Source organism: Sutcliffiella rhizosphaerae, assembly GCF_917563925.1.
Taxonomy (GTDB): domain Bacteria; phylum Bacillota; class Bacilli; order Bacillales; family Bacillaceae_I; genus Sutcliffiella_A; species Sutcliffiella_A rhizosphaerae.
The window spans coordinates 26,072-47,916 of sequence record NZ_CAKJTJ010000026.1 but is presented as its reverse complement, the minus strand read 5'-3'; the positions used below and the strand labels follow the sequence as shown (position 1 = coordinate 47,916).

The window sequence follows — 21,845 nt, the reverse complement described above, 5'->3', positions numbered from 1 at the left end:
GTTTGCTTTCTATCCTATCAAATGAAAGCCCTTTCAAAAGGTTTTCATGATAACACGTACAAACTTGGGGTTGACTCACAAATTTTGAAGATTCAGTTACATTACACTTTCCTCAATCATAAACCAATTACATCTTTTAACAATTTTACATACGTACGACTTACAGGAACTTTTTCCCCATCTCTCATGTACAAATTGTAGGTAGAATTAAACCAAGGTTCAATTTCCATAATACAATTTACATTAACGAGGTATGCACGATGGACACGGAGGAAACTGTTGCTTTGCAGCTTTCGCTCGAAGAAGACTAACGGTTCACTCAGTTTATACGTAGCTTCCTTCGTTACCATCATAGTTAGGCCGTTGCTCGTAAATAAATAGAATATGTCCTCGATAGCAACCATCACAATGCGGTCCTCGACATTGATGGCAAGTTTATCAGGACGAATCGATATATTGGAACGAACTTGGTCTACTAGACGACTCTTTTCCCTTGTTAAAAGTAATTTATCAATCGTCTGTACAACCCGCTCCTCTTCAAAAGGCTTAAGAAGATAATCTACTGCGTTTAAATTAAATGCTTCCAGTGCGTAATGATCATAAGCGGTCGCAAAGACAATTTTAGGAGCATTTTCCTTTTCGTTTATCTTCCTAGCTAAATCAAGCCCAGTTTGGTCTGCGAGCTGAATATCAATAAACATGACATCCACTTCGGTATTATCAAGAGCACTTATCGCATTATCGAGACAATCTGCCTCTCCAACGATTTCTATTTGTTTTGTTCGTTTTAATAAATAAATAAGCTCGTCCCTTGCTAAAGGTTCATCATCCACGACCATAACTCTCAGCATACGTATCCCCCCATTGCAATTGATTCACTGGAACCGTGATAGAGACTTTTGTCCCCTGCCCTGGTCTACTTTCCATTCGGAAAGCATCAGGCTGTCCATAAATTTCGTCCATCCGCTTTTTTATATTCCACAGTGCAGTTCCTGTACCTTCTTTTGATTCCACTGTTTCTTGACCTAATTTCATTAATAGCTCAGAATGTATCCCTCTACCGTTATCCTCTGTCACCACATTCATCCGATCACCTTCTGAAAAAGCATGAATGGTGACAATCCCCTCTCCTAGGAAGTCCGGCTTTGAAAAAGCATGTTTTATGGCATTTTCTACGAGTGGTTGTAGCGTAAACGGAGGAATCAAGACCTTTTTTAATTCCGGCTCTATCTCCAAATTTAAAACATATTTACTCGGAAAGCGGGCTTGTTCAATCGATAGATAAGCTTCCACATGCTCGAGCTCCTTTTCCAACGGGATAAGGATTTGGCGAGCCCCTTGTAGATTGCTGCGAAAAAATGTACTTAGCTTTAATAATAGTTTTCTTGCTTGATCCGTATCCGTCCGAATCAACGCAGAAATGGTATTGATAGCATTAAAAAGAAAATGAGGGTGAATTTGCGCTTGCAACGCCTTAATCTCCGCATCTTTTAATAGCTTGCCCTGCAATTCTGCTTCCGCCAACTCCAATTGTGTTGAAAAAAGCTTACTTAATCCCTCTGCAAGCTCTTGTTCTAACGGGTCGAGAAGCCTTGGGTTTGTGTAATACAGCTTCAATGTTCCAACAGTTTGATGGTGCGCATTCAATGGTAGCACCACAGCAGCCTGAAGTGGACAATTTTCATAATCACAATGAATATCCTCACGGGAGGTTGCTTTCATAATCTTCCGATGTTCTAGCACTCGCCTTGTCAGTTCTGTGGAAAGTGTTGCACCTGCAATATGGTGGTCCTCTGCGACTCCAACATGTGTTAACACCTTTTCTCCATTAGTGATCGCCACTGCTTCTGCCTTCGTCCACTTCAACATGATCTCAGCGACCTTCTTACAGGATTCTCTATTTAATCCTTGACGGAAAAATGGCATTGTCTGATCAGCGATATAAAGAGCTTTATGCGTTTGGAGGGTACGGGTCTTCTCTTCTTCGGATAAGATACTCTGGATAAGAAGAATAAAAACTAGCGTCCCCAAACCATTAATGATGATCATCGGGCCAGCAATGATTTGGACCAAGCCAAATGCTGCATCATATGGCCTTGCAACAAGCAAAATTACCGCCATTTGGGCTATTTCCATTAGTACCCCTATCATTACTGCAGTCCCTCTTGAAAAACGCTTCCTAATATTATATTTCTTACCTACTAATCCTGTAATGACACCAGCTAAAATGGTTGAAATGCCACAAGCTATGGCTGTAAACCCGCCTAATGTCATCCGATGCAATCCAGCAATTAAACCAACACCTATTCCTACGAGAGGACCACCTAAAAGTCCCCCAATGGTAACGCCCATAATCCTCGTATTGGCAATGGCACTTTCCTCAGCCAGTCCTACTTGCCATGCTTGGGAAGAAATAACTCCTTCATGGATGGTGATTCCTGTATAGTTACTTACTATGCCAAAGACACCAAAGATTCCGATAAGAAGGAACTTTTCTCGAAGATTATGTGTGTAGTCAACCATCTGTCGAAATAAATTTAATCTTGAAAGCAAGAAAGCAAGTACGATTAAAATACCTGCGCGTTCCACCATCAGTGGGAGTAGTTCCAAGGTGAAGCCCCCCTCTCCAGTACTAGTATTAACTTATTTTATCAAAAGATTAAGTTTATTCAGAGAGGAAATATTGGAAAATAAATAAAAAAGCCCCCTAAATAGATAGCTTAGCTGTCTACTATAGGGAGCTTATGAGGTCCTTAGAATGCAGGTATCGCTGTTTCATCAAAGTTTTCTTCTAAGAATTTTCTAACTTCATCACTTGTCATTGCTTCTGCAAGCTTTTGGATCGCTTCTGTGTCCACATTGTCTTCACGTGCTACTAATGTGATGGCAAAGTCATTGTCTGTTCCTTCAGTTAAAAGCGCATCACTTTTTGGTGTTAAGCCAAGTGGCGCAGCATAAGCAGGTGTCATCACAACTGCATCAGCATCATCATACATTCTAGCTAGCATTAAAAGGTCCACTTCTTTAAATTCGTAGTTTTTAGGGTTCTCTTTTATGTCAGCCTGTGTAAAATACGTATCTGTTTTTTCCCCTAATGTGATGACCCCATGTTGATCTAACAGCTTCAATGAGCGATCAATATTCGATACATCATTGGCGATCGCCACCACAGCTCCTTCAGGTAGCTCATCCATAGATGAAAAGTCTTTTGCATAGACACCATAGTTAGCAAAATAGATTGGTGTAACCGGAACTAGATTAGAATCATTGGAACGGTTGTATTCTTCCATATAAGGAACATGCTGAAAGAAGTTTGCATCCACTTCCTCATTTGCAAGCGCATTATTAGGTTGAACATTGTCACCTAACACCACGACTTCCATGTTAATTCCTTGCTCTTCCAAAGTAGGTTGAATGAGCTCTAGTATTTCTGTCATCGGTGGAATAAGGGATGCCACCTTTATGCTTACTTCTTCATTCGCAGTTGTTTCTGCAGGTTTCTGCTCTTCTTTCTTTTGACTACAAGCAGCCAACACAACCATCACTAAAGTTACTAATAAAACAAGCTTTTTCATGCCATATCCTCCTGGTGTTACTTACCTTTTATCAATCATTCTAGCTATCGTCATTCCTGTAAACTGAATCAGTTGTACAAGTATAACCATAATAATAATCATATACATCATTAAATCTGTTTTAAATTGCTGGTACCCATAGCGAATCGCAAAATCTCCAATACCACCGCCACCTACCACTCCCATGATAGTGGAATAGGAAATAAAGCTGATGATGGATGTCGTTAACCCAAGCACAAGGCTCGAGCGGGCCTCCACATAAAGAAAATGGAAGATTACTTCTTTCACAGAAGCTCCCATCGAAACAGCTGCTTCTATTACTCCCTTTGGCACATCCAACAAGGACTGCTCTACAAGGCGTGAGTAATGAGCAATCGCAATGATAGCTAATGGAATCGTTGCAGCGGCCGTTCCAATAGCTGTCCCGACTATCCATCTAGTAAATGGGATTAAAAATACGACTAATAACAAAAACGGAAAGGAACGGGTAATGTTGACAAGTAAATTTAGGCTGGAAAATACCAATCTGTTTTCCATCAGCTGACCTTTTCGGCAGAGGAAAAGAAACGTTCCGACAGGCAAACCTACTAAAACCGCTGCAAGAATAGCAGCTCCGACCATGATGAACGTTTCACCAATCGCCTGCCAAATAGCAGCTTCATATTGAATGAGTACTTCAGGCATCAAGCTCCCCATCCTTCACAAGCTGATTGATAAAGTAATTCGGGGTATTATCCACTATTGCAATTCCTGTTGGTTTTGTCACTAATGTCTTATACACTTGTCCATGATCCATCACGGTAACATGTGTACAAATACTCTTAATTACTTCCATCTCATGACTAACAAGGACAACCGTTACCCCGAAGCGCTTGTTAATATCCTTCAGCACACTAAGAATTTCCGTTGTAGTATTAGGATCAAGGGAAGAGGTAGGCTCGTCACATAACAGGACTTGTGGGTTATTCGCCAATGCTCTTGCTATTGCAACCCGTTGCTTTTGGCCACCGCTTAATTGCGCGGGGTATTTATCAACGAAATGCTTCAAGCCCACAAACTCCAGGCACTCCTCCGCTCTACTCCTACGTCCTTTATGCGGATAACCTGCTAATTTTAAGGAAATGACCACATTCTCATACACCGTTTTATTCGCTACAAGATTAAAATGCTGAAAAATCATCCCAATGGATTTCCTCGCTTGCAGAAGCTCTTTATTACTCAGGCTTGTTAATACCTGCCCATTTACCTCCACCTCTCCAGTATCCGGGACCTCCAACAAATTTATTAACCGCAACAAGGTCGACTTCCCGGCACCACTAGCCCCAATAATGCCATAAATCTCGCCCTTTGGTATGGAAAGAGAAACATTATTTATCGCCTCAAATTGCTCGAACCTTTTGCTTACGCTATTTAATTTAATCATAAAAAAATCCCCTTCCTCTAAAGTGAAAAGGTGATCACAACGTTACTTATTATAGCTTATTTTTTATAGATATGTCATTAATGGGAATTCATCGCTAAACGCATAACCATTCTTATAGGTAAAGAAGGTGCGGAAATCTGATTTACATCTCCGACCATGTACAAATCTTTTAAAGGATAATAGAAAGCAAAAGAGCCCGTAGACCCTGAATGTCCCATTAGTTCTCCTTTCCCCATATAAAGAGTGGAAATTCCCTGTAAAGGAATGTGCATATATCCCATACCATATTTTATTGGATACATGGAAGCCTGTAAGCGAGAGAATTCTGTTTTATTTATATAATTTGAAGGAAACAATTTCCCTCCAAAAAAAGCTTTTAGAAAAATCATTAATTCACGTGCTGTTGACATTGCTCCTCCACTAGCACGGCAGCTTCGAAGATAATTGGGCCGGCAGATGCGCTGTGCTTTATAGAATATATCAGGAACAAAATCTGCTTCTTTTTCAACAAGATATGTTTTCTGAAGCTCCAGAGGTTCAAAAATAAATGTCTCGAAAACCTCTCCTAGACGTTGATTTGTCAACTTCTCTAAGATTTCCCCAAGAAGGTCGAAATTTATATCCGCATAATAGGCTTTCCTTTTAAGGTCTGGTGAAAAATGTGTTGATAACCCTTTAGTCTTTTCGATATTTTCCTCAAAACTAATAGAAATATCGTCTTTAATCACCTGGTTTTTCAAATTCCCTTTCTTTTCTTCAAAGATATCCGGCAGCCCACTAGTTTGTTTTAATAAATGAGAGATTGTCAATGTAGTAGAATAGTCTTTTCCTTTATAAACATGAAGATTGTCAATAACAGTCGGAGTGAAATATTTGGAGATTTTATCTTGAAGAGAGATCTTACCTTGCTCAACTAAGGCCAACACACATGAAGTTGTGAAAAGCTTTGTAATACTTGCCATTAATAACGGTGAATCAATATCTTTTCCACCGTAGCCTTTTTCATAAGAAAAATCACCATCTCCATTTTCCATGTATAACACACACTCATAGATATACTTATTTTTAACTGTTTGTTGAAAGATTTTTTCTATTTTTTCCGTGTTCATCACAGCACCCCTTCTTACGAAAAGTCGGAACTGTCCAGAAAGTGGCATTTGGCAGTTCCTTTATATAGAAAATACTAAGAAACGACGCTGTTTATTCATGACTATCACGGCAAACGTGTCGTTTTTCCTTTAAAAATAATCTTCATCATGAAAATGGCCTAATGTCCCCCATTCGGATTCGGGCTGGTATTCATTTATGTATATTTAATCCGCCAATTTCTTAATTTCCACACGATTAACTCTTCGTTCATTGACTTCAAGCACTTTAAATTCAAGGTTTTCATAGACGAAGGTTTCCCCGACATTTGGTAAGTAGCTAAAACTATTGATAACAAGGGCTGCCACATTATCAGCATCTTCGGGAATATTTGTTTGAAATACATTGTTTAATCGATGTAAGGAAAGCTTTGCATCACAAATGATTTTTGTATCGGTATAGCTATGAATTAATGCATCCCCTTTATCCGTTTCATCCTCAATATCTTGTCCAATCATCGTTTCAATTAAGTCCTCCAGGGTAATTAATCCTTCCGTTCCCCCACGCTCATCTAATACTATGGCAATATGCTTCTTTTCTTTCATCATTCGTTTAAATACTTCATCAATTGGATTAAATTCATATACATACAATGGGTTCATATCAGTAAAGTCTTGAATACTTTTCTCCACGTTTCCAGACCAAACCAACATAAATTTCGAGTGAAATACACCCACTATATGATCTACGTCCCCGTCATAAATAGGGTAGCGCGTGAACTGATTTGCTAATAAAAACTTGCGTGCATCCTCAAATGACGTATCAATCGAGATTGATTTCATCTCTGTTCGGTGCGTCTTTAATACATCGGCTACATTCAAATTTTTGAAATCTAATACGGATTTTAAGCGATACATCTCATCATGCTTGAAAGTACCTTCCGTATGAGCAATGTCCACCATAGCTCTCATTTCTGCCTTAGATATCGTTAACTGATTATTTAGGTCTTGTCCTAAAAGTTTTATGACAGTTCTTGTTAACAGATTTAACAAGAAAATGAATGGCTTCAATATAAATAGAATGACCACAGTTGGAAAATAAACGATATGGGCTATTCGTTCCGGAAATGCAGCCGCAATCGACTTAGGCATCACTTCCGCAAAAACAATAATTAATACGGTTAAGACTGCTGTCGTTATCCCGATATGCCAGCCATATTCAAGTGCCACAATCGTTACCATTGAAGGAAGCACAATGTTTGGTACATTGTTGGCGATCAATATACCTGGAATAAACTCTTCCGTATTGTTTACAAGCTTTAATAAACGTGCTGCCTTTTTATCTCCATTTGCCGCTTTCATTTGTAGCTTCATTTCATTTGTTGCCGTTAACGCAGTTTCACTACCAGAGAAGTAGCTGGAAGCGACAAACAATAAAAGGATAGAAATGATTAATATGGTCAACCTTTTCACCTGCTTTTATCGATCGTTTTCCTAAATTATTCCCTCATTTAATTCAAACATAACAGAGAAAAGTGATTACATAAAGCGGAGACACTTGTATAACAATTTACTTTTAGTAAAAAACTGTAATTACGGGTTATCAATATTTTCAAAAAGACTGCATAAATTGGAGGTGAACTAATGAAAGGTCAACTAGTAAAGTGGACGTTAATTGTGGGTCTATTGTGTAACTTTCAACTGGCAAATGCCCATGTGGTAGATGCACTCGCTAATGATGGGCAATGGGGGAATGTTCCGAAAAAAGATTTTCCTGACCTGAGAGGAGGTCCTGAAAACCGCGAGCGAGTTCGCCAGCAACCTGTTGATATGAGAATCTTACAACAACGCTATCCCGAAACTTTCTTTTTAGGTGGTCCTACAGATCAAAAACGAGTTGCTTTAACGTTTGATGATGGACCGGATCCGCGCTTTACTAATGAAGTTCTAGACGTGCTCAACCAATACAATGTGCCAGGAACATTTTTCTTATTAGGTTCAAGGGCAGTTGCCTACCCTGAAATTGTCAAGAGAATTCAAAATGAAGGACATGCAATTGGAAATCATACTTATTTTCACCCGAATCTTGTCGCTGATTCTGACCTGGAATCACTTGAGCGAGAAGTAACCAGAACAGAAGATGCCTTAAATAATATTATTGGTTTCCGAACACGTTTATTCAGACCCCCATACGGCTTCTTATATAATGAATTAGTCGAAAAACTTGCAGAGATGCAATATTTAGTGATTGGATGGACGGTCGATTCCTTGGATTGGCAGGAAGACTCCCCAGAGGTTATCGCGTCAAATGTGTTAGATAACGTTCAACCAGGAGCAAACATTCTCTTGCATGACGGTGCAGATTGGGACGGAGACCGAACCAATACCATTGAAGCACTTCATCAAATAATCCCTACCCTAAAAGAGCAAGGCTATGAGTTTGTCACCATTCCAGAGCTGTTAAATGTTCCATTTGCGAAATAGGGTTATTTGCTTAGTCATTTGTGCGATTTGTTTGATCTTGCACAAATGACTATATGGTAAGTTCTTTTTGGTGAAGGGCTTTATATAGCGAATAAGACCAAATTTGGCAAAGGAATTATCGAAAAAGGGCATCCTTTAAGTGGTGAGGACAAAAGGACAACCAGATGAACCTTAAAAATGTCTTCAACTCCCTTATGAAGACATAAAGCTGACCACAAGGGCTGCAAAATTGCCTTCATTCCCTTATGAAGACATAAGAGCCACCCGGTGATACTCAAAAATGTCTTCCTGATGGCATCAATCGACCTATAAGAATGTAAAAATGTTTTAACTGATAAACGCTTGAATGACTTTCTTTCCATCTCCAACCCGCTCGGTATATTGGCCGCCTGTAAAGTCCGCTATTACATTTCGCCAAAATAACTGAGCTGGTTTATTTTTTTCTATTTGGAAAACTTCCCATTCTCCCTTATGTGAACGGATTATGTCTTTTGCTACGAGTTTACCCAATCCTGTTCTTCGGTACTTTCTCATAATAAAAAACTCAGCAATGGAAAAGTGTGATTTCCTTTCTTCTTCCAACCATCTTACTAATACAAAACCTGCGATATTTCCATTGAATTTAATTAAATACGGGTACCTATCATCCTCTGTCCAATAGTTACTCAAATAAGGATAGTCACTATATCTTCCGTTTTCCTCCACATGTACCTCTATAAACTCAGAAAAATCATAAATGTAGAATTGGAATAAATGTTGCATTGTTTCTTGATCATCTATTTTTGCCTTAATAATTTCGTAATCCATTTTGATGCTCCTTTCTATATAGTATTTATTCCACAAGGGGCTTAAAAATCCTGTTAAAACAAGTCCAACTTCTGGGAGTAATAATTGTAAAGAAGTTAAAAATTTGAAATAATTGTTAATGAATATTTCAGTTTAAGAAGGAGATATCTTTTGAGAAATAGAAGTTCTGTTGTAATTATTGAAAATAATAATATCGGTTTAATCAAACGGGTTAGAGCTGGTTCCGTTTACTATGTGTTTCCTGGTGGTGGAATAGAAAATGGAGAAACACCAGAAGATGGAGCAAGAAGAGAAGCCTTTGAGGAACTAGGAGTAGTCGTAAAAGTTAACAAGTGCATTTCTGAAATAGAATTCAACGGTACTCAATACTTTTTCCTAGCTGAAATTATTTCTGGAACTTTTGGAACTGGGCAAGGGGAAGAATATACAGTCGAAAACAACGATAGAGGTATGTATTTACCATTATGGGTAGATATAAAAAATTTATCTAGTATTGATGTTAGACCGAAAGAGGTTGCTAATAAGGTTCTTGATTTATTCATTTAAAAACACAAAACCGATAGGTGGTGGAGTTTATTTTGGAAAGAAAAATAGACATACAAGCGGTTTTTATTGATCGTGACGGAACTATTGGTGGTACAGGACACTTTATTCATCCAAAAGATTTTACTCCATATTCTTTTAGCAAAACAGCATTTCAGTTATTAAAGGATACTAATATTAAAATGTTTGCCTGTTCAAACCAACATCGAATTAGTAGAGGCGAGGCAACCTTAAGTGATTTTACTAATGAATTTGAATCATATGGGTTTGACGATATATTTATTTGCCCACATAGTCATACCCATGGGTGTGACTGTCATAAACCAAACCCCGGTTTACTTCATAAAGCTGCTCAAAAACATAACTTAGACTTAACGAAAACCGTCTTTATTGGTGATGTTGGAGAAACTGATATGGTAGCTGCCCATTCGGTAGGAGCGGTCAAGATACTAGTACTGACTGGCTGGGGGAAAAGTTCTCTCGGACCATACAGGCACAAATGGGCAAATGTAGAGCCTGATTTTATAGCTGACAACATATTAGAGGCTGTGAAGTGGATCATTGATAAAAAAGAATAGAATATAAAAATTTACATCGAAGTTTTTGAAGGAGTGATTATTCATATTTGATCTAAGTTAAGCGTAAAAGAAACAATATGCAATACCTATTAATCATAGTATATATTCTGTAAGAGAGTAGAGGAACGTAATATGCATAATGAATTAAGCAAGAAAATGGAAAAGAAACTACCATTATTCATCGTAACAGGTTCTAGTGGGTCAGGTAAAACCTACGTAATTCCTGAATTACGTAAGGTGTTACCCGACTTTGATATTTTTGATATAGATAACCTTCGTGAATGTGGCATTACAGATCAAACTCAAATATTAAATGTTTGGCTTCGTGTAGCGCGTAATGTTGCGGAAAGTGGTCGGATGACAATCATTTGTGGAACTGCCATGCCATGGGATGTGGAGAAGGCTTTAGATTATTCGTACTTTAATCATGTGTATTATCTAAATTTACATTGTAGTGAGGAAGTGCGTGAAACTCGTTTACGTGAAAGAGATTGGCCGGAAAACATGATTCAGGATTACAAAAATTTTGCACAAAAATTATTGGAAATTGCTGATAAAGAGTTTTCTCCATCTTTGCAAACAATTGATACTACGGAAACAAATGTAACAGATGTTGCAAGTCAGATAAAAGAATGGATTCTTACATACATGAGTACGAGATGAGCATTTCTCTAATTTTTTCAAAATGAGGGGGTTGATAGAATGAACACCAAAGCTTTTGTCATAATTTTGTCTGTTCTTATCCTGTTCATTACTTTTGGTGCAGTAGCACTGAATAATTTAACGACAGAAGATGAGATTGCCTTATTAACACAATATGAAAATTCCATTCAGGAAAAATTTTTTGTTTACGATTTGCGGCCTACAGAAGAATACATCTATTCCTTATATAAGGTACGAGATGAAGACAAGATTGGAATAATGGAGTTCTCAACTGATACAGAAAGAAATATAGAAAAAACAATTAATGAGGAAAATGCTACTGCTTTAGCTTTAAAAGGCGATTACAACAATTATATCGGTATAGTATTTCACACAACCCCTGAGAAAGTAAGATCAATTAAATTAATGTTAAGTAGTGGGAAAAGCATGGAAATTGAAATAAATGCTCGTGATGATTTTTACATAATGACATTTCTGCAAATAGTGGAAATCGATCTAGATGAACTAACGGAAATAGAGGTTTATGATAAAAACGGGGGGATTTTGTATACTGTTCCTATTTAAATAAAAAAGACCTAGCTCACAAAGACGAGCTAGCTCCCTCTATTTATTATCGAATAGGATCCTCAAAGTTCCAGTTTGTAAAAATTACTTCTGCGGTAACAATGTCTGCAGAAGGATCTTCCGTGTAACCACCGATTAGGTTACCTACTCTGAATGTCGGTTCGAATAGCTGCTCATCTTTAGCTGGTGCAGTTGGGCCATCAATTCCTAATTTTGTATTGTCTGTTATGACTACTTTCATGCCGTTATCTAATGTGAAGCTTAGTCCATCTTCGCCAACTTCTGTGATGTATCCTTCAATATTAAGCATGACGCTTGCTGCTGGAGCGTTGTTGTCAACTACAATTCTATCTGTTAAATTTATTGCTTCACTATTATTATTTGTATTGATATTGGCGAGAACTACTACTGCAATTACCGCACATGCTACTAAGCTTCCAACCATTAATTTGATATTTTTCATGAAGACCCTCTTTTCTTTTTTGTTATATGCCATCATTTCATTTTGCATTTTGCTTTTGAACTCTTCGGAAGCATGAATCTGCTTCATGACTTTCTTATAAGCACTCATCATGTTTAGCTCCCTTCTTCTAATATGGTTCGTAGCTTCAAACGAACTCTTCTCAGCTTTGAACCTACTGTATTTACTTTCATTTCTAATAGATCGCCAATTTCGGCGGTCGTATAGCCTTCATAATAATATAAATAAACGATAGCCCTCTCTTGTGGTTCAAGTTCAAAAATTTCAGGGAGAACCATCTGCTCTTCTTTGGCTATAAAAGTCATCTCTTCAGTTATCGGAATTGTCTTTTTGACACGTGAAGATTTGAAGTAATCTTTGCATTTATTAAAAGTCACTTTAATGAGCCATGCCTTCAAATGACTTTCATTGTCGAAGGGCTTTTTCTGCCTCATAAGTGTCATATACACATCTTGAACAATATCCTCTGCCTCAGACATATTCTTTGTCTGCTGCACAGCAACTCGTATTAAGGTGTCACTATAGGTTTGAACAATTTCATGAACACGTAAGCCGGCGAACGTTTTCATACCTAACCTCCTTCACTTATTAATACGATTCATTATTGGATATTCGTGCAGTGGGGGGAATTTTTTAATAATAATGATTAGTATAAAGGATTCTGCCGCAAGAACACTATTTAGCTAGCAAATGCGAGATGTCCTTTCCGGCTCTGAAAAACTTCAATTGACTCATATTAGAAGGACAAATTCAGCTAAAAAACATATTTGCCAAATCGTAATCATTCCTATATAATACAAAACGAAACAATTACGATTTAGGAACGGGGTGGAGCTAATGCATATAACTAAGATTAAAAATCGGAGTAACGGCAATTCGGTTTTTAAATTAATTTGCGTACTGACTGTTGCATGCATGCTAACTGCGTGTACAGGTGTTGGGAAGAGTGATATAGGAGAAGGAAAGAAGCATATTAATTTTCTTTATAATTTTTCAACTAATTCTCTTGATCCACATGTCGATTCAAGTTACGTACCAATTAGAGCCGGGATTACAGAAACGTTAGTAAAATTAGATGAAGAGAACTTAACAATTGAACCTTGGCTTGCTGAAAATTGGAGTGGGGAAGACGGCATTCATTGGACCATAAATCTTCGTGAAGATATTTCCTTCCATAACGGAAGGATAATGGATGCCAATGCAGTGAAAGTATCTCTTGAACGTGCTCTTCAGGAAAATGTGGCCATACAAAATGCTTTAAAGATTGATACTATCGAGGCAGAGGGACATACATTAAAAATAACCACTAAAGAGCAATTCCCTGAATTCATTTCTGAACTTGTCAATCCAAATGTATCCATTATTGATGTGACAGAAAATGATATTATCAATAGACCTATAGGGACAGGACCTTTTTCTTTAAAGTCCTTTAACCCAGGAAGTAAGTTAGAAATGGAGAGGTATGATAAATACTGGGATGGGCCATCCAAACTTGATTCTGTATCATTCCTGTTTAATGAGGATGCTAATGCTCGATCACTTGCCCTAAAATCTGGACAAGTAGATATTGTTTATCGTCCAGAAGTTGAAAGCTTAGATTCCTTAAGAGTACAAGAAGGTATAAAAATAGAGGAAACACCAACCTTTCGAGTACATCAAATGACAATGAACCTGGAGCGTGAAAGTTTACAGGATGTGAATGTACGTCGTGCGATTGATTCTCTGATAGACCGTCAGAAGATTGTAGACACTATTCTGTTAGGATACGCAGAGCCCGCAGTCGGACCATTCTTGCCATCATTGCCGTTTTCTCCGTCGTATGAACAAGGCGAAACAGGAAAAGATGTGGCTATTAGTTATTTAGAGAAAGCAGGCTATTCACTGAATGATGGCATGATGCAAAAAGATGGGAAGCAGCTTTCCTTTACCTTATTAACATATAGTGCAAGAGCAGATCTGCCTTTAATTGCTCAAGTGTTTCAATCTGATGCCAAGCAAATCGGAATTGATGTTAGTATCCGACAAATTGATACCCCAGAAGATTATATGGCGTCCAGCCGAGATTGGGACTTGGCCACTTATAGTAATTTGACTGCTCCTCGTGGGGATGCAGGCTACTATTTAAATGCTACTTACCATCCAACAGGTGCCCTTAATTTCAGTAGGGCAGAAGAACCAGAACTAACAGAAATTATTGATATGTTAAACCAAACTGTAAACCAGACGGATAGGGCTGTTTTAGCAGAAAAAGCAGCAGATTTTGTTAATAAAAATATGATAAACTCGTTTATTTTACATCCTGATACGATTGTTGCGTATAACGAGAAAAAAGTGAAAAATTGGATTACTGCACGCAGTGAATATTACATGATAACAAATAATTTGGATGTGCACTAGATGGGGCGTATTGTCTTAGGTAAATTTCTTGAAGTTCTCTTGTTTATGCTATTTCTTACGTTTGTTAGTTTTTTATTTTTAAGAATGGCACCTGGAGATCCCGTATTGAATATTTTAAATGTTAGTGAATTGTCAGTAAGTCAGGAGCAAGTAGAAGAATTGAGAGAAGATCTGGGCTTTAATAAGCCTGTACTTATTCAGTATGGGCATTGGCTGCTGAAATTTATCCAGTTGGATCTTGGAACATCCTATGTAACCGGTCAGCCGGTAATGGCTATCATTTTTAATAGCCTTCCAGCTACACTTGAGTTATGTTTTGGTTCATTGCTTGTTATGCTGGCTGTGGCCATTCCTTTAGGTTCATTATCTGCTATATATCGTAACAGCTGGATCGATCAAGCAAGTCGTACCGTATCTATCATTGGAGCTGCTTTGCCAAGCTTTTGGCTGGGCTTAATTTTTATTGATCTATTCGGAGTGCGGCTTAACTGGTTCCCTACAATGGGCCGAGATGGGTTTAACTCTATGATTCTACCTTCAATGACCCTTGGGTTGGCTATTTCGAGTGTATATGTACGCTTACTTCGCTCCAGCTTGTTGGATTCATTAAGCCAGGATTTTATTAAATCAGCGCGAGCCAGAGGTTTGTCAGAAGCACGGATTTTTTTTCTCCATGCTTTTCGACATAGCCTCCCTCCGGTTATCACTGTATTTGGTGTTAGTTTAGGAAGTTTAATAGGTGGGGTAGTCGTTATCGAAGTTATATTCGCTTACCCTGGAATAGGAAAGTTGGTTGTCGATGCTATACGACAACGCGATTATCCGCTAATTCAAGGATATATTTTAATCATGGCCATCATTATATTCTTAGTTAATACTTGCGTAGATTTATCCTATCGCTTTTTAAACCCTGAATTAAAACTAAAAGAAAGAGAGACCAACTGATGAATGAGACACCGTTATTGATGGAAAACCTCAAAAAGTACAGTTGGAAATGCATAATAATACCTCTTGTCGCCATCACTTTTTTAGGAGTGATCATCTATACTTTCTTTTATTTAAGACATGACGCATTCATGACCGATCTCGATCATCGCCTCCAAGGGATAAGCTTTCAGCACCCCCTTGGAACAGATCAGCTTGGAAGAGATGTGTTGACCAGGTTATTGCTGGGCGGTCAGCAAACACTCGGTTATAGTTTGATTGTACTGGTCATAGCGCTCGCCATTGGTATGCCATTTGGGCTAATATCTGGTTTTAAGCGTGGACTGATTGATAAGGTTTTTATGCGCATTGCTGACGGATTTTTGGCATTTCCTGATACCATAGTGGCAATCGTATTAAGCGGACTGCTGGGTCCAGGAATAGGTAATTTAGTATTTGCGATCGTTTTTGTCAAATGGGTCAATTATGCACGTTTGGTAAGAAGCACCGTATTAATAGAGTCCCAAAAAGATTACATACTAATAGCAAAAATCAATGGACTTTCTTCATGGAAAATCATGCGAAAGCATTTATTTCCCCATATTGTCGGACATGTACTCGTTCTTGCTAGTCTTGATTTAGGCAAGATTATTCTACTCATATCTGCCTTCTCGTATATTGGACTTGGTGTACAACCTCCAACTCCTGAATGGGGGGGAATGTTAAATGACTCTCGGCCATATTTCCAATCAAAGCCCGAATTAATGATCTTCCCTGGATTAGCCATTGTTAGTGTTGTTCTGTTGACAAACATGTTAGGAGATTATTTAAGGGACACTTTTGATGTGAAGAGAGAGGTGAAATAGTGATATTATCCTTGGAACAATTAACGATAACAAATAAAGAAACAAGATTGGTTGATCATGTATCCCTATCGATCAAAGATGGAGAATGGTTCGCCCTTGTTGGTCAAAGCGGTAGCGGTAAAAGTCTACTTTCTCACTCAATCGGGCAAATTTCCTCCCCAAATTTAAAGGTTAACGGAAAAATTCTTTTTAAGGGGAAGGATTTGCTTACATTCACACAAAAGGAAATGAGAAGGATTCGCGGGAAGGAAATAGCTTATATTTTCCAAGATTACCAGAGTTCATTTACTCCTTTTCGAACAATTGGACAGCATTTGGATGAATACCAAAAAGCTCATGGCATCTTAGATAAAAAAGAAAGATTGCAAAATTCTATTCATTCACTGCACTTCGTTGGACTAGAGGATGCACTATATAATCGCTATCCTTTCCAATTAAGTGGCGGCCAGCTGCAAAGAGTTTCTATTGCATCAGCGCTTTTATTATCACCAGATTTAATCATTGCTGACGAAATTACAACTGCTCTTGATAGCGTTTCAGGGCATCATGTCCTGGAGCTGTTGGCTTCAAAGCAAAAGGAAACAGGTTGTACAATTCTATTCATCACACATGATTGGCGACATGTAAGGCGGTATGCCGACCGGCTGGCAATCATGAAGGATGGAAACATCGTAGAAAAAGGGAGTAAGCATCGTATACTTGACCATCCTTCTCACCAATATACAAAAGAGCTAATCTCAGCAGCTCCTTTTTTAGGGAAGGGACTGCCATCGGGACTGGAGGAGAGACAGACTAAATGAGTTTGCTTGAGCTAAAAGAAGTGACAAAGACATATAAATCTGGAAAATTGGCAGTAAATAAAGTCTCATTTAATCTGAACAATGGTGAGTGTCTGGGCCTTGTGGGGGAAAGTGGATGCGGAAAGAGTACACTTGCTCGCTGCATAATGCGGGTTGAAAATATAGACAAAGGGTCGATTGTTTTTAATGGGGAAGCTATGGAAAAGCTAAGTGAACGGCGCTTACACCATTACCGAAAAAAAATACAAATTGTGTTCCAAAACCCTTCATCTGCACTAAATCCAAAGCTTAAAATAAAAGATTCATTGATTGACCCTTATGACCAATATCGACAATCTCTGAATCTTAGACATTTCTCCTTTCACTCCAAGGAGCAATTCATCCTTCAGCTTCTTGATGCAGTGGAGCTGCCGTCTGAATTGGCTGATCGTTATCCGCATGAATTAAGCGGTGGACAGCGGCAGCGTATTACAATTGCTCGCGCCATTAGCATTGAACCCGAACTCATTGTATTAGACGAACCGACTGCAAGTCTCGATGTACTATCACAAAAGGCTGTCCTAAACTTACTTACTGATCTTCGTAAAACGCTAGATTTATCTTATTTATTCATCTCCCATGATTTAGCAGCTGTAAACCAAATGAGTCAACGTACACTAGTAATGAAATCCGGGGAAGTTGTGGATCAATTTAATGAATATAATTTATTTAGTAACGATCGACATATTTATACAAAAAAACTAATTTCCATTTTTTAAGTCTACTCAACTAACAGTTTTCCATCAGTTCACTTTACAGCAATAGATTGCTAGAGGACGTTGGATTAATCGCAGAGGTTGATGAGAAAATACGTCTATCAATTTTGTAGTTGACATACACAACAAATTACGACTTCAAGAGTGAGCTCGATATACTTAAATCTATCGTCTTAGATATGTTAATTCATACTAATATCTAAAGTTAATAAAAAATTGCAACAGGAAATTAGTCTGACCTATCTTTTATTAGCCATGATTTACATTCAGGAAAGCTATTTGCTAATGAGGTAGCTTTATTAGGCATCAACAAGCTAGAGAGGAAATGTTAGAGAAGAAAGGAATGAATCTATCATAAAAGTTAGTCCACCCTCAATAAAAATGCTTCGATTATATGCACTTGCTCTTTTTTTCTTTACAGCCAATGCAGTTATAACCGTCATATTCCCTTTACAAGCAGCAGATCATGGTTTTAGGGCAGGTGAAATTGGAATTATGATGGGACTGTACATGTTTGTTTGTATGGTTTTGCGACCATGGGCAGGTCAATTGATTGCCAAGTATAGTGTATTATCCATCATGAAATGGCTTTTAGTAGGTCACGCGTTTGCCTTATTATTGTACGTTTGGTTAGGAGTGGAGAGCCTGTATATCGTCCGAGCCCTTCAAGGTGTGGTAACTGCGTTCTTTTCCATGGCCATGCAAATAGGTGTGGTTTCCATTCTGTCTGACGAGGATAGGGGTCAAGGAATGTCTATGTACTCATTATCTACTGTGCTTCCAGGCTTATATGGACCGGCGTTAGCATTACTACTCTGGACTCAATTTGATCATTTCTATTTATTGCTTTTCATTGGTTCCTTAGCCGTGTTGCCACTTTTATTTATATACCGATCTCCATTACCAGCAGCTAGAGAGGATAAAGGGATGTTTACGTTTCGAGAGATGTATATTGCATTTAGGGATGCATGCCGGCATAGAGGGCTTATAATTTCATCCATTGTTATGCTAATCGGTGCGTGTGTTTTTGGAGCTATTACTACTTTTTTACCTTTGTATATGGTATCCACTGGATATGGTAATGCAGCATTGTATTTATTTTTACAAGCAATAGTTGTAGTGATAAGTCGGTTTTTACTTAGGAGATCTATTCCTTCTGATGGGAAATGGCATCCATCTTTTATGTCTTTTGTATTAGGAAGCTTGGTTATTGGAACTATTTTACTGGCATGGATGCCTTATATAGGTAACTTTATTTATGTGTCAGCTATATTTAATGGACTGGCTACAGCGATGCTATATCCAACGATCATCACGTATATGACATTTGTTATTCCAAAGGAAAGTAAGCATATTTTACTCGGAATTTTTCTGGCTTCTTATGAATTAGGCTTTTCCCTTGGTGGTTTTGTGATGGGATTTGTTATACAAATGAGTTCTTTCACAATGATGTTTATTACTTGTTCTATCATTGGTCTGACTGCCATTATGTTCATTTGGGGAAATAGGAAAGAAGAATTCCCCGCATTGGACAAAGGTGCCCTCTCTTAATATAGGGGAACCATATGAGATAGCATTTTTTCGCTAACATTGATCATTTCAGATATTATTCAGTTTGCTGTAGAAGAATATCTGAAATCAACTGCAAATATACAACAAGTCATTCCACGACCTGACGATTGTGAGCCAAAAGGTCTTAGACTAAATTAAACCCGAACTAATTTGAATAATAAAACAAATTGGTTCGGGTCTTTTTCTGAAATATGTCTTTGGTTTTTAGGGTACCCAGCTGTTGATTGGAGTTTGTAAAGAATGGTCTTTATTATCAACCTTTTTAATTATTCTTCATTTCCTCCGCAAGCTTTTCTAAGGACTGATACTGGGTAATTTGATAATTACGTCCTTCTTTTTTCAAGAACTTTTTTTCGCAAAATTGATTAAGTACATGCAGTAAATGTCGGTAGGATATGCCTAAGTAGTTACATACAGTGACGTGTTTTTCTCTATAAATACCTTCATCAGCCGTTAGCAAAATAAAATCTGCAAGCCTGTTTTCAAGAGGAAAAGCTAGTCCTTGAGAATACTTCATTGCCATGAAGGATGCTTTTACACTTAAGAATTTTGTTAATTCCCTTAGAAATTTCGCATCTTCCATCAGCTTTGCTCGATACTGTTGGATAGGAAGCGCAAAACAAATAGTCTTTGTTGACGCTTGAATTCCCTTTGTATAATACACATCCTGTATAAGCTCCATCTCACCAATGTAGTCATTTACATGGACAAAATTAATTAAGGATACTTTACCATTTTGGTGGGTCACGTAAATTTTCGCTTTGCCTTCCACCACGTAAAACAAGTAATACGGTCTCATGCCTTCTTGGATGATCCATTCATCTCGTTCATATTCATGCACCTCTAGAACCTCTTCCACTGGAAAAGAAAATAGATGAGCTATGGAATGATGCTCCATGTAAAGGCGTTTTTTGTCCTCTTTGTAAACTTTCATACTTCACCTCAAAATATGATATATCTCCTATTATTCCTTTTACACCCATGATAACATGCATTTGTGAGGAGGATATACATGAATACACAACGCTGGATGAGTATCTATTACTTTATTTTTTATATGACATGGGGCATTTTTCTACCCTATTGGTCTGGATGGATGGTCTTCACAAAAGGCCTGACAGTCTCTGAGGTTAGTTTGATTATGAGTTTTGGATTAATCGCAAGAGGCTTGTCTACTTTATTTGCCTTTCCATATCTATCTGGGAGGTTTAGCAATAAGGCACTTTTAAGCCTAGCAGGAATAGGTACTTTGGTTGCAATTCTTTTTTATCTTCCTGCAAGCTCCTATATAAGCTTACTATTTGTCACCATTATCTTGCATTTGTTTTATCCCGTTTTAATGCCAGCATTAGATACCGCCGCTGGTATACTTTTACAAAGTAAACAATTGAAACATTACGGAAGAAGTCGTAGCTGGGGCTCTATAGGATTTGTCTCTGTTGGAATGATTTTAACCCTTTTTACTGGAACACTCGGTGAAAACGTGATTTTTTGGGCATTATTACTTGGAGTATTGATTTTCGTAAGTCTGGGTTTTATGCGTGCACCGTCTATTTTATCTAAAAAACCGCAAATAGACTTAGAGCATAAAACCGGTATGCTACATTTATTTCGGTCTAAATATTTTAGTACAGTACTAATTATCGTTATTTTACTGCAAGCCGCACATGCCACTTATTATACTTACGGCTATATATTTCTACAGGATATCCAAGCACCACTATTACTGATAGGTGTGATCATTAACATTGCAGTGATTGCAGAAATTATCTTCTTTACTATTGCAGATAAAATCTTTCATAAATTTTCAGTGGGTTCGTTACTGACATTAGCAGCAGCTGGCTCTTCTTTACGATGGTTTTTAGTTTTTGCTTTCCCAAATGTGATTGTATTTTCTCTCGCTCAAATTCTACATGCATTCTCGTTTGCAATGGCACACTATGCTTTTATGAAATACCTGAATAAAAACATCCCACAACTGCAAATTCCGAAAGCCCAAGGTTTGTATTCAGCATTTGCACTTAGCTGGAGCACCGCTTTCTTTACAATCTTCGGGGGCTTCTTATACGAAATCGAACCAAGATATGCTTTCCTGGGAATGCTAGTATGTACCTTGCCAGCAATGCTTCTTGCACTTGTATATCGAAAAGTTGAAATAAAAAAAGAAGGCACACTTTTATTTAACTCTTAAGAAGACAGCCTACAACCAAAGGAACCAGTGACTACTGGTTTTTTTCTTGAGTACTAATGGGGGAGTTTGATAATGAATTACCAATAAAAAAGGGAAAACACGTTGAATTGTATTTTCCCTCGAAATTTATTTGTGTT

Annotated in this window: 23 protein-coding genes; 12 read left to right on the top strand and 11 right to left on the bottom strand. The window is 37.9% G+C overall.

Features of this window, described 5'->3' with window-relative positions; genetic code table 11:
* Window positions 1-116 precede the first annotated feature (116 nt).
* The 7 genes from LRP81_RS17725 to LRP81_RS17695 form a co-directional block, all read right to left on the bottom strand.
* Window positions 117-851, bottom strand: a complete 735-nt coding sequence (locus tag LRP81_RS17725) for a LytR/AlgR family response regulator transcription factor (protein ID WP_230503587.1) — start codon at window positions 849-851, stop codon at window positions 117-119.
* Window positions 826-2,592, bottom strand: a complete 1,767-nt coding sequence (locus LRP81_RS17720) for a sensor histidine kinase (protein ID WP_230503608.1) — start codon at window positions 2,590-2,592, stop codon at window positions 826-828. The genes LRP81_RS17725 and LRP81_RS17720 overlap by 26 nt, the downstream gene beginning before the upstream one ends.
* A gap of 161 nt (window positions 2,593-2,753) precedes the next feature.
* A complete protein-coding gene (locus tag LRP81_RS17715) occupies window positions 2,754-3,575 on the bottom strand; it encodes a MetQ/NlpA family ABC transporter substrate-binding protein (RefSeq protein WP_230503585.1) in 822 nt (273 codons plus the stop codon).
* A gap of 21 nt (window positions 3,576-3,596) precedes the next feature.
* Entirely contained in the window at window positions 3,597-4,259 is a 663-nt protein-coding gene (locus tag LRP81_RS17710) for a methionine ABC transporter permease (RefSeq protein ID WP_230503583.1), read from the bottom strand.
* Window positions 4,252-4,998 carry a methionine ABC transporter ATP-binding protein gene (locus tag LRP81_RS17705; protein ID WP_230503582.1) on the bottom strand — a complete coding sequence of 249 codons (747 nt, stop codon included), beginning with the start codon at window positions 4,996-4,998 and terminating at the stop codon, window positions 4,252-4,254. The genes LRP81_RS17710 and LRP81_RS17705 overlap by 8 nt, the downstream gene beginning before the upstream one ends.
* 77 nt (window positions 4,999-5,075) lie before the next feature.
* Window positions 5,076-6,107, bottom strand: coding sequence for a serine hydrolase domain-containing protein (locus tag LRP81_RS17700; protein ID WP_230503579.1), 1,032 nt, complete (start codon window positions 6,105-6,107; stop codon window positions 5,076-5,078).
* A 204-nt stretch (window positions 6,108-6,311) separates the two neighbouring features.
* The gene (locus LRP81_RS17695) at window positions 6,312-7,547 is read right to left on the bottom strand and encodes a hemolysin family protein (RefSeq protein ID WP_230503577.1); all 1,236 of its coding nucleotides are present in this window, start codon (window positions 7,545-7,547) and stop codon (window positions 6,312-6,314) included.
* A 180-nt stretch (window positions 7,548-7,727) separates the two neighbouring features.
* On the opposite strand from LRP81_RS17695, the gene LRP81_RS17690 reads away from it, so the two are divergent.
* Window positions 7,728-8,567 (top strand): polysaccharide deacetylase family protein, encoded by an 840-nt coding sequence (locus LRP81_RS17690; protein ID WP_230503575.1) that lies wholly within the window; start codon window positions 7,728-7,730, stop codon window positions 8,565-8,567.
* Between the two features lie 327 nt (window positions 8,568-8,894).
* Here the strand turns inward: LRP81_RS17690 and LRP81_RS17685 are convergent, their stop codons facing one another.
* The gene (locus LRP81_RS17685) at window positions 8,895-9,374 is read right to left on the bottom strand and encodes a GNAT family N-acetyltransferase (RefSeq protein ID WP_230503573.1); all 480 of its coding nucleotides are present in this window, start codon (window positions 9,372-9,374) and stop codon (window positions 8,895-8,897) included.
* A 150-nt stretch (window positions 9,375-9,524) separates the two neighbouring features.
* Here LRP81_RS17685 and LRP81_RS17680 point away from each other — a divergent pair, with 150 nt between their 5' ends.
* The 4 genes from LRP81_RS17680 to LRP81_RS17665 all read left to right on the top strand — a co-directional run bounded on the left by LRP81_RS17680 (window position 9,525) and on the right by LRP81_RS17665 (window position 11,722).
* On the top strand, window positions 9,525-9,920 hold the full coding sequence (locus LRP81_RS17680) for an NUDIX hydrolase (RefSeq protein ID WP_230503571.1): 396 nt from the start codon (window positions 9,525-9,527) through the stop codon (window positions 9,918-9,920).
* Window positions 9,921-9,952: 32 nt separating this feature from the next.
* Window positions 9,953-10,495, top strand: coding sequence for an HAD-IIIA family hydrolase (locus tag LRP81_RS17675; RefSeq protein WP_230503569.1), 543 nt, complete (start codon window positions 9,953-9,955; stop codon window positions 10,493-10,495).
* Window positions 10,496-10,627: 132 nt separating this feature from the next.
* Window positions 10,628-11,158, top strand: a complete 531-nt coding sequence (locus LRP81_RS17670) for an AAA family ATPase (protein ID WP_230503567.1) — start codon at window positions 10,628-10,630, stop codon at window positions 11,156-11,158.
* Between the two features lie 39 nt (window positions 11,159-11,197).
* A complete protein-coding gene (locus LRP81_RS17665) occupies window positions 11,198-11,722 on the top strand; it encodes a hypothetical protein (protein WP_230503564.1) in 525 nt (174 codons plus the stop codon).
* A gap of 46 nt (window positions 11,723-11,768) precedes the next feature.
* Here LRP81_RS17665 and LRP81_RS17660 read toward each other — a convergent pair whose 3' ends face one another.
* Window positions 11,769-12,293, bottom strand: a complete 525-nt coding sequence (locus LRP81_RS17660; RefSeq protein ID WP_230503562.1) for a hypothetical protein — start codon at window positions 12,291-12,293, stop codon at window positions 11,769-11,771.
* A 5-nt stretch (window positions 12,294-12,298) separates the two neighbouring features.
* Window positions 12,299-12,772, bottom strand: coding sequence for an RNA polymerase sigma factor (locus LRP81_RS17655; RefSeq protein WP_230503560.1), 474 nt, complete (start codon window positions 12,770-12,772; stop codon window positions 12,299-12,301).
* Between the two features lie 268 nt (window positions 12,773-13,040).
* On the opposite strand from LRP81_RS17655, the gene nikA reads away from it, so the two are divergent.
* From nikA to cntE, 6 genes are all read left to right on the top strand, one after another.
* A complete protein-coding gene (gene nikA, locus LRP81_RS17650) occupies window positions 13,041-14,600 on the top strand; it encodes a nickel ABC transporter substrate-binding protein (RefSeq protein WP_399208009.1) in 1,560 nt (519 codons plus the stop codon).
* Complete coding sequence (nikB, locus tag LRP81_RS17645; RefSeq protein ID WP_230503558.1) at window positions 14,601-15,545, top strand: nickel ABC transporter permease; 945 nt, start codon at window positions 14,601-14,603, stop codon at window positions 15,543-15,545.
* Window positions 15,545-16,390, top strand: coding sequence for a nickel transporter permease (gene nikC / locus LRP81_RS17640; protein ID WP_230503557.1), 846 nt, complete (start codon window positions 15,545-15,547; stop codon window positions 16,388-16,390). Before nikB ends, nikC begins: the two co-directional genes overlap by 1 nt.
* A complete protein-coding gene (locus LRP81_RS17635) occupies window positions 16,390-17,190 on the top strand; it encodes an ABC transporter ATP-binding protein (protein ID WP_230503555.1) in 801 nt (266 codons plus the stop codon). The genes nikC and LRP81_RS17635 overlap by 1 nt, the downstream gene beginning before the upstream one ends.
* Complete coding sequence (locus tag LRP81_RS17630) at window positions 17,187-17,948, top strand: ABC transporter ATP-binding protein (protein WP_230503553.1); 762 nt, start codon at window positions 17,187-17,189, stop codon at window positions 17,946-17,948. The genes LRP81_RS17635 and LRP81_RS17630 overlap by 4 nt, the downstream gene beginning before the upstream one ends.
* A 378-nt stretch (window positions 17,949-18,326) precedes the next feature.
* Entirely contained in the window at window positions 18,327-19,496 is a 1,170-nt protein-coding gene (gene cntE, locus LRP81_RS17625) for a staphylopine family metallophore export MFS transporter CntE (RefSeq protein ID WP_230503551.1), read from the top strand.
* 283 nt (window positions 19,497-19,779) lie between these two features.
* Here the strand turns inward: cntE and yeiL are convergent, their stop codons facing one another.
* Window positions 19,780-20,451 (bottom strand): transcriptional regulator YeiL, encoded by a 672-nt coding sequence (gene yeiL, locus LRP81_RS17620; protein WP_230503549.1) that lies wholly within the window; start codon window positions 20,449-20,451, stop codon window positions 19,780-19,782.
* A gap of 78 nt (window positions 20,452-20,529) precedes the next feature.
* Here yeiL and LRP81_RS17615 point away from each other — a divergent pair, with 78 nt between their 5' ends.
* A complete protein-coding gene (locus LRP81_RS17615; RefSeq protein ID WP_230503547.1) occupies window positions 20,530-21,708 on the top strand; it encodes an MFS transporter in 1,179 nt (392 codons plus the stop codon).
* The last annotated feature ends 137 nt before the right edge of the window (window positions 21,709-21,845 follow it).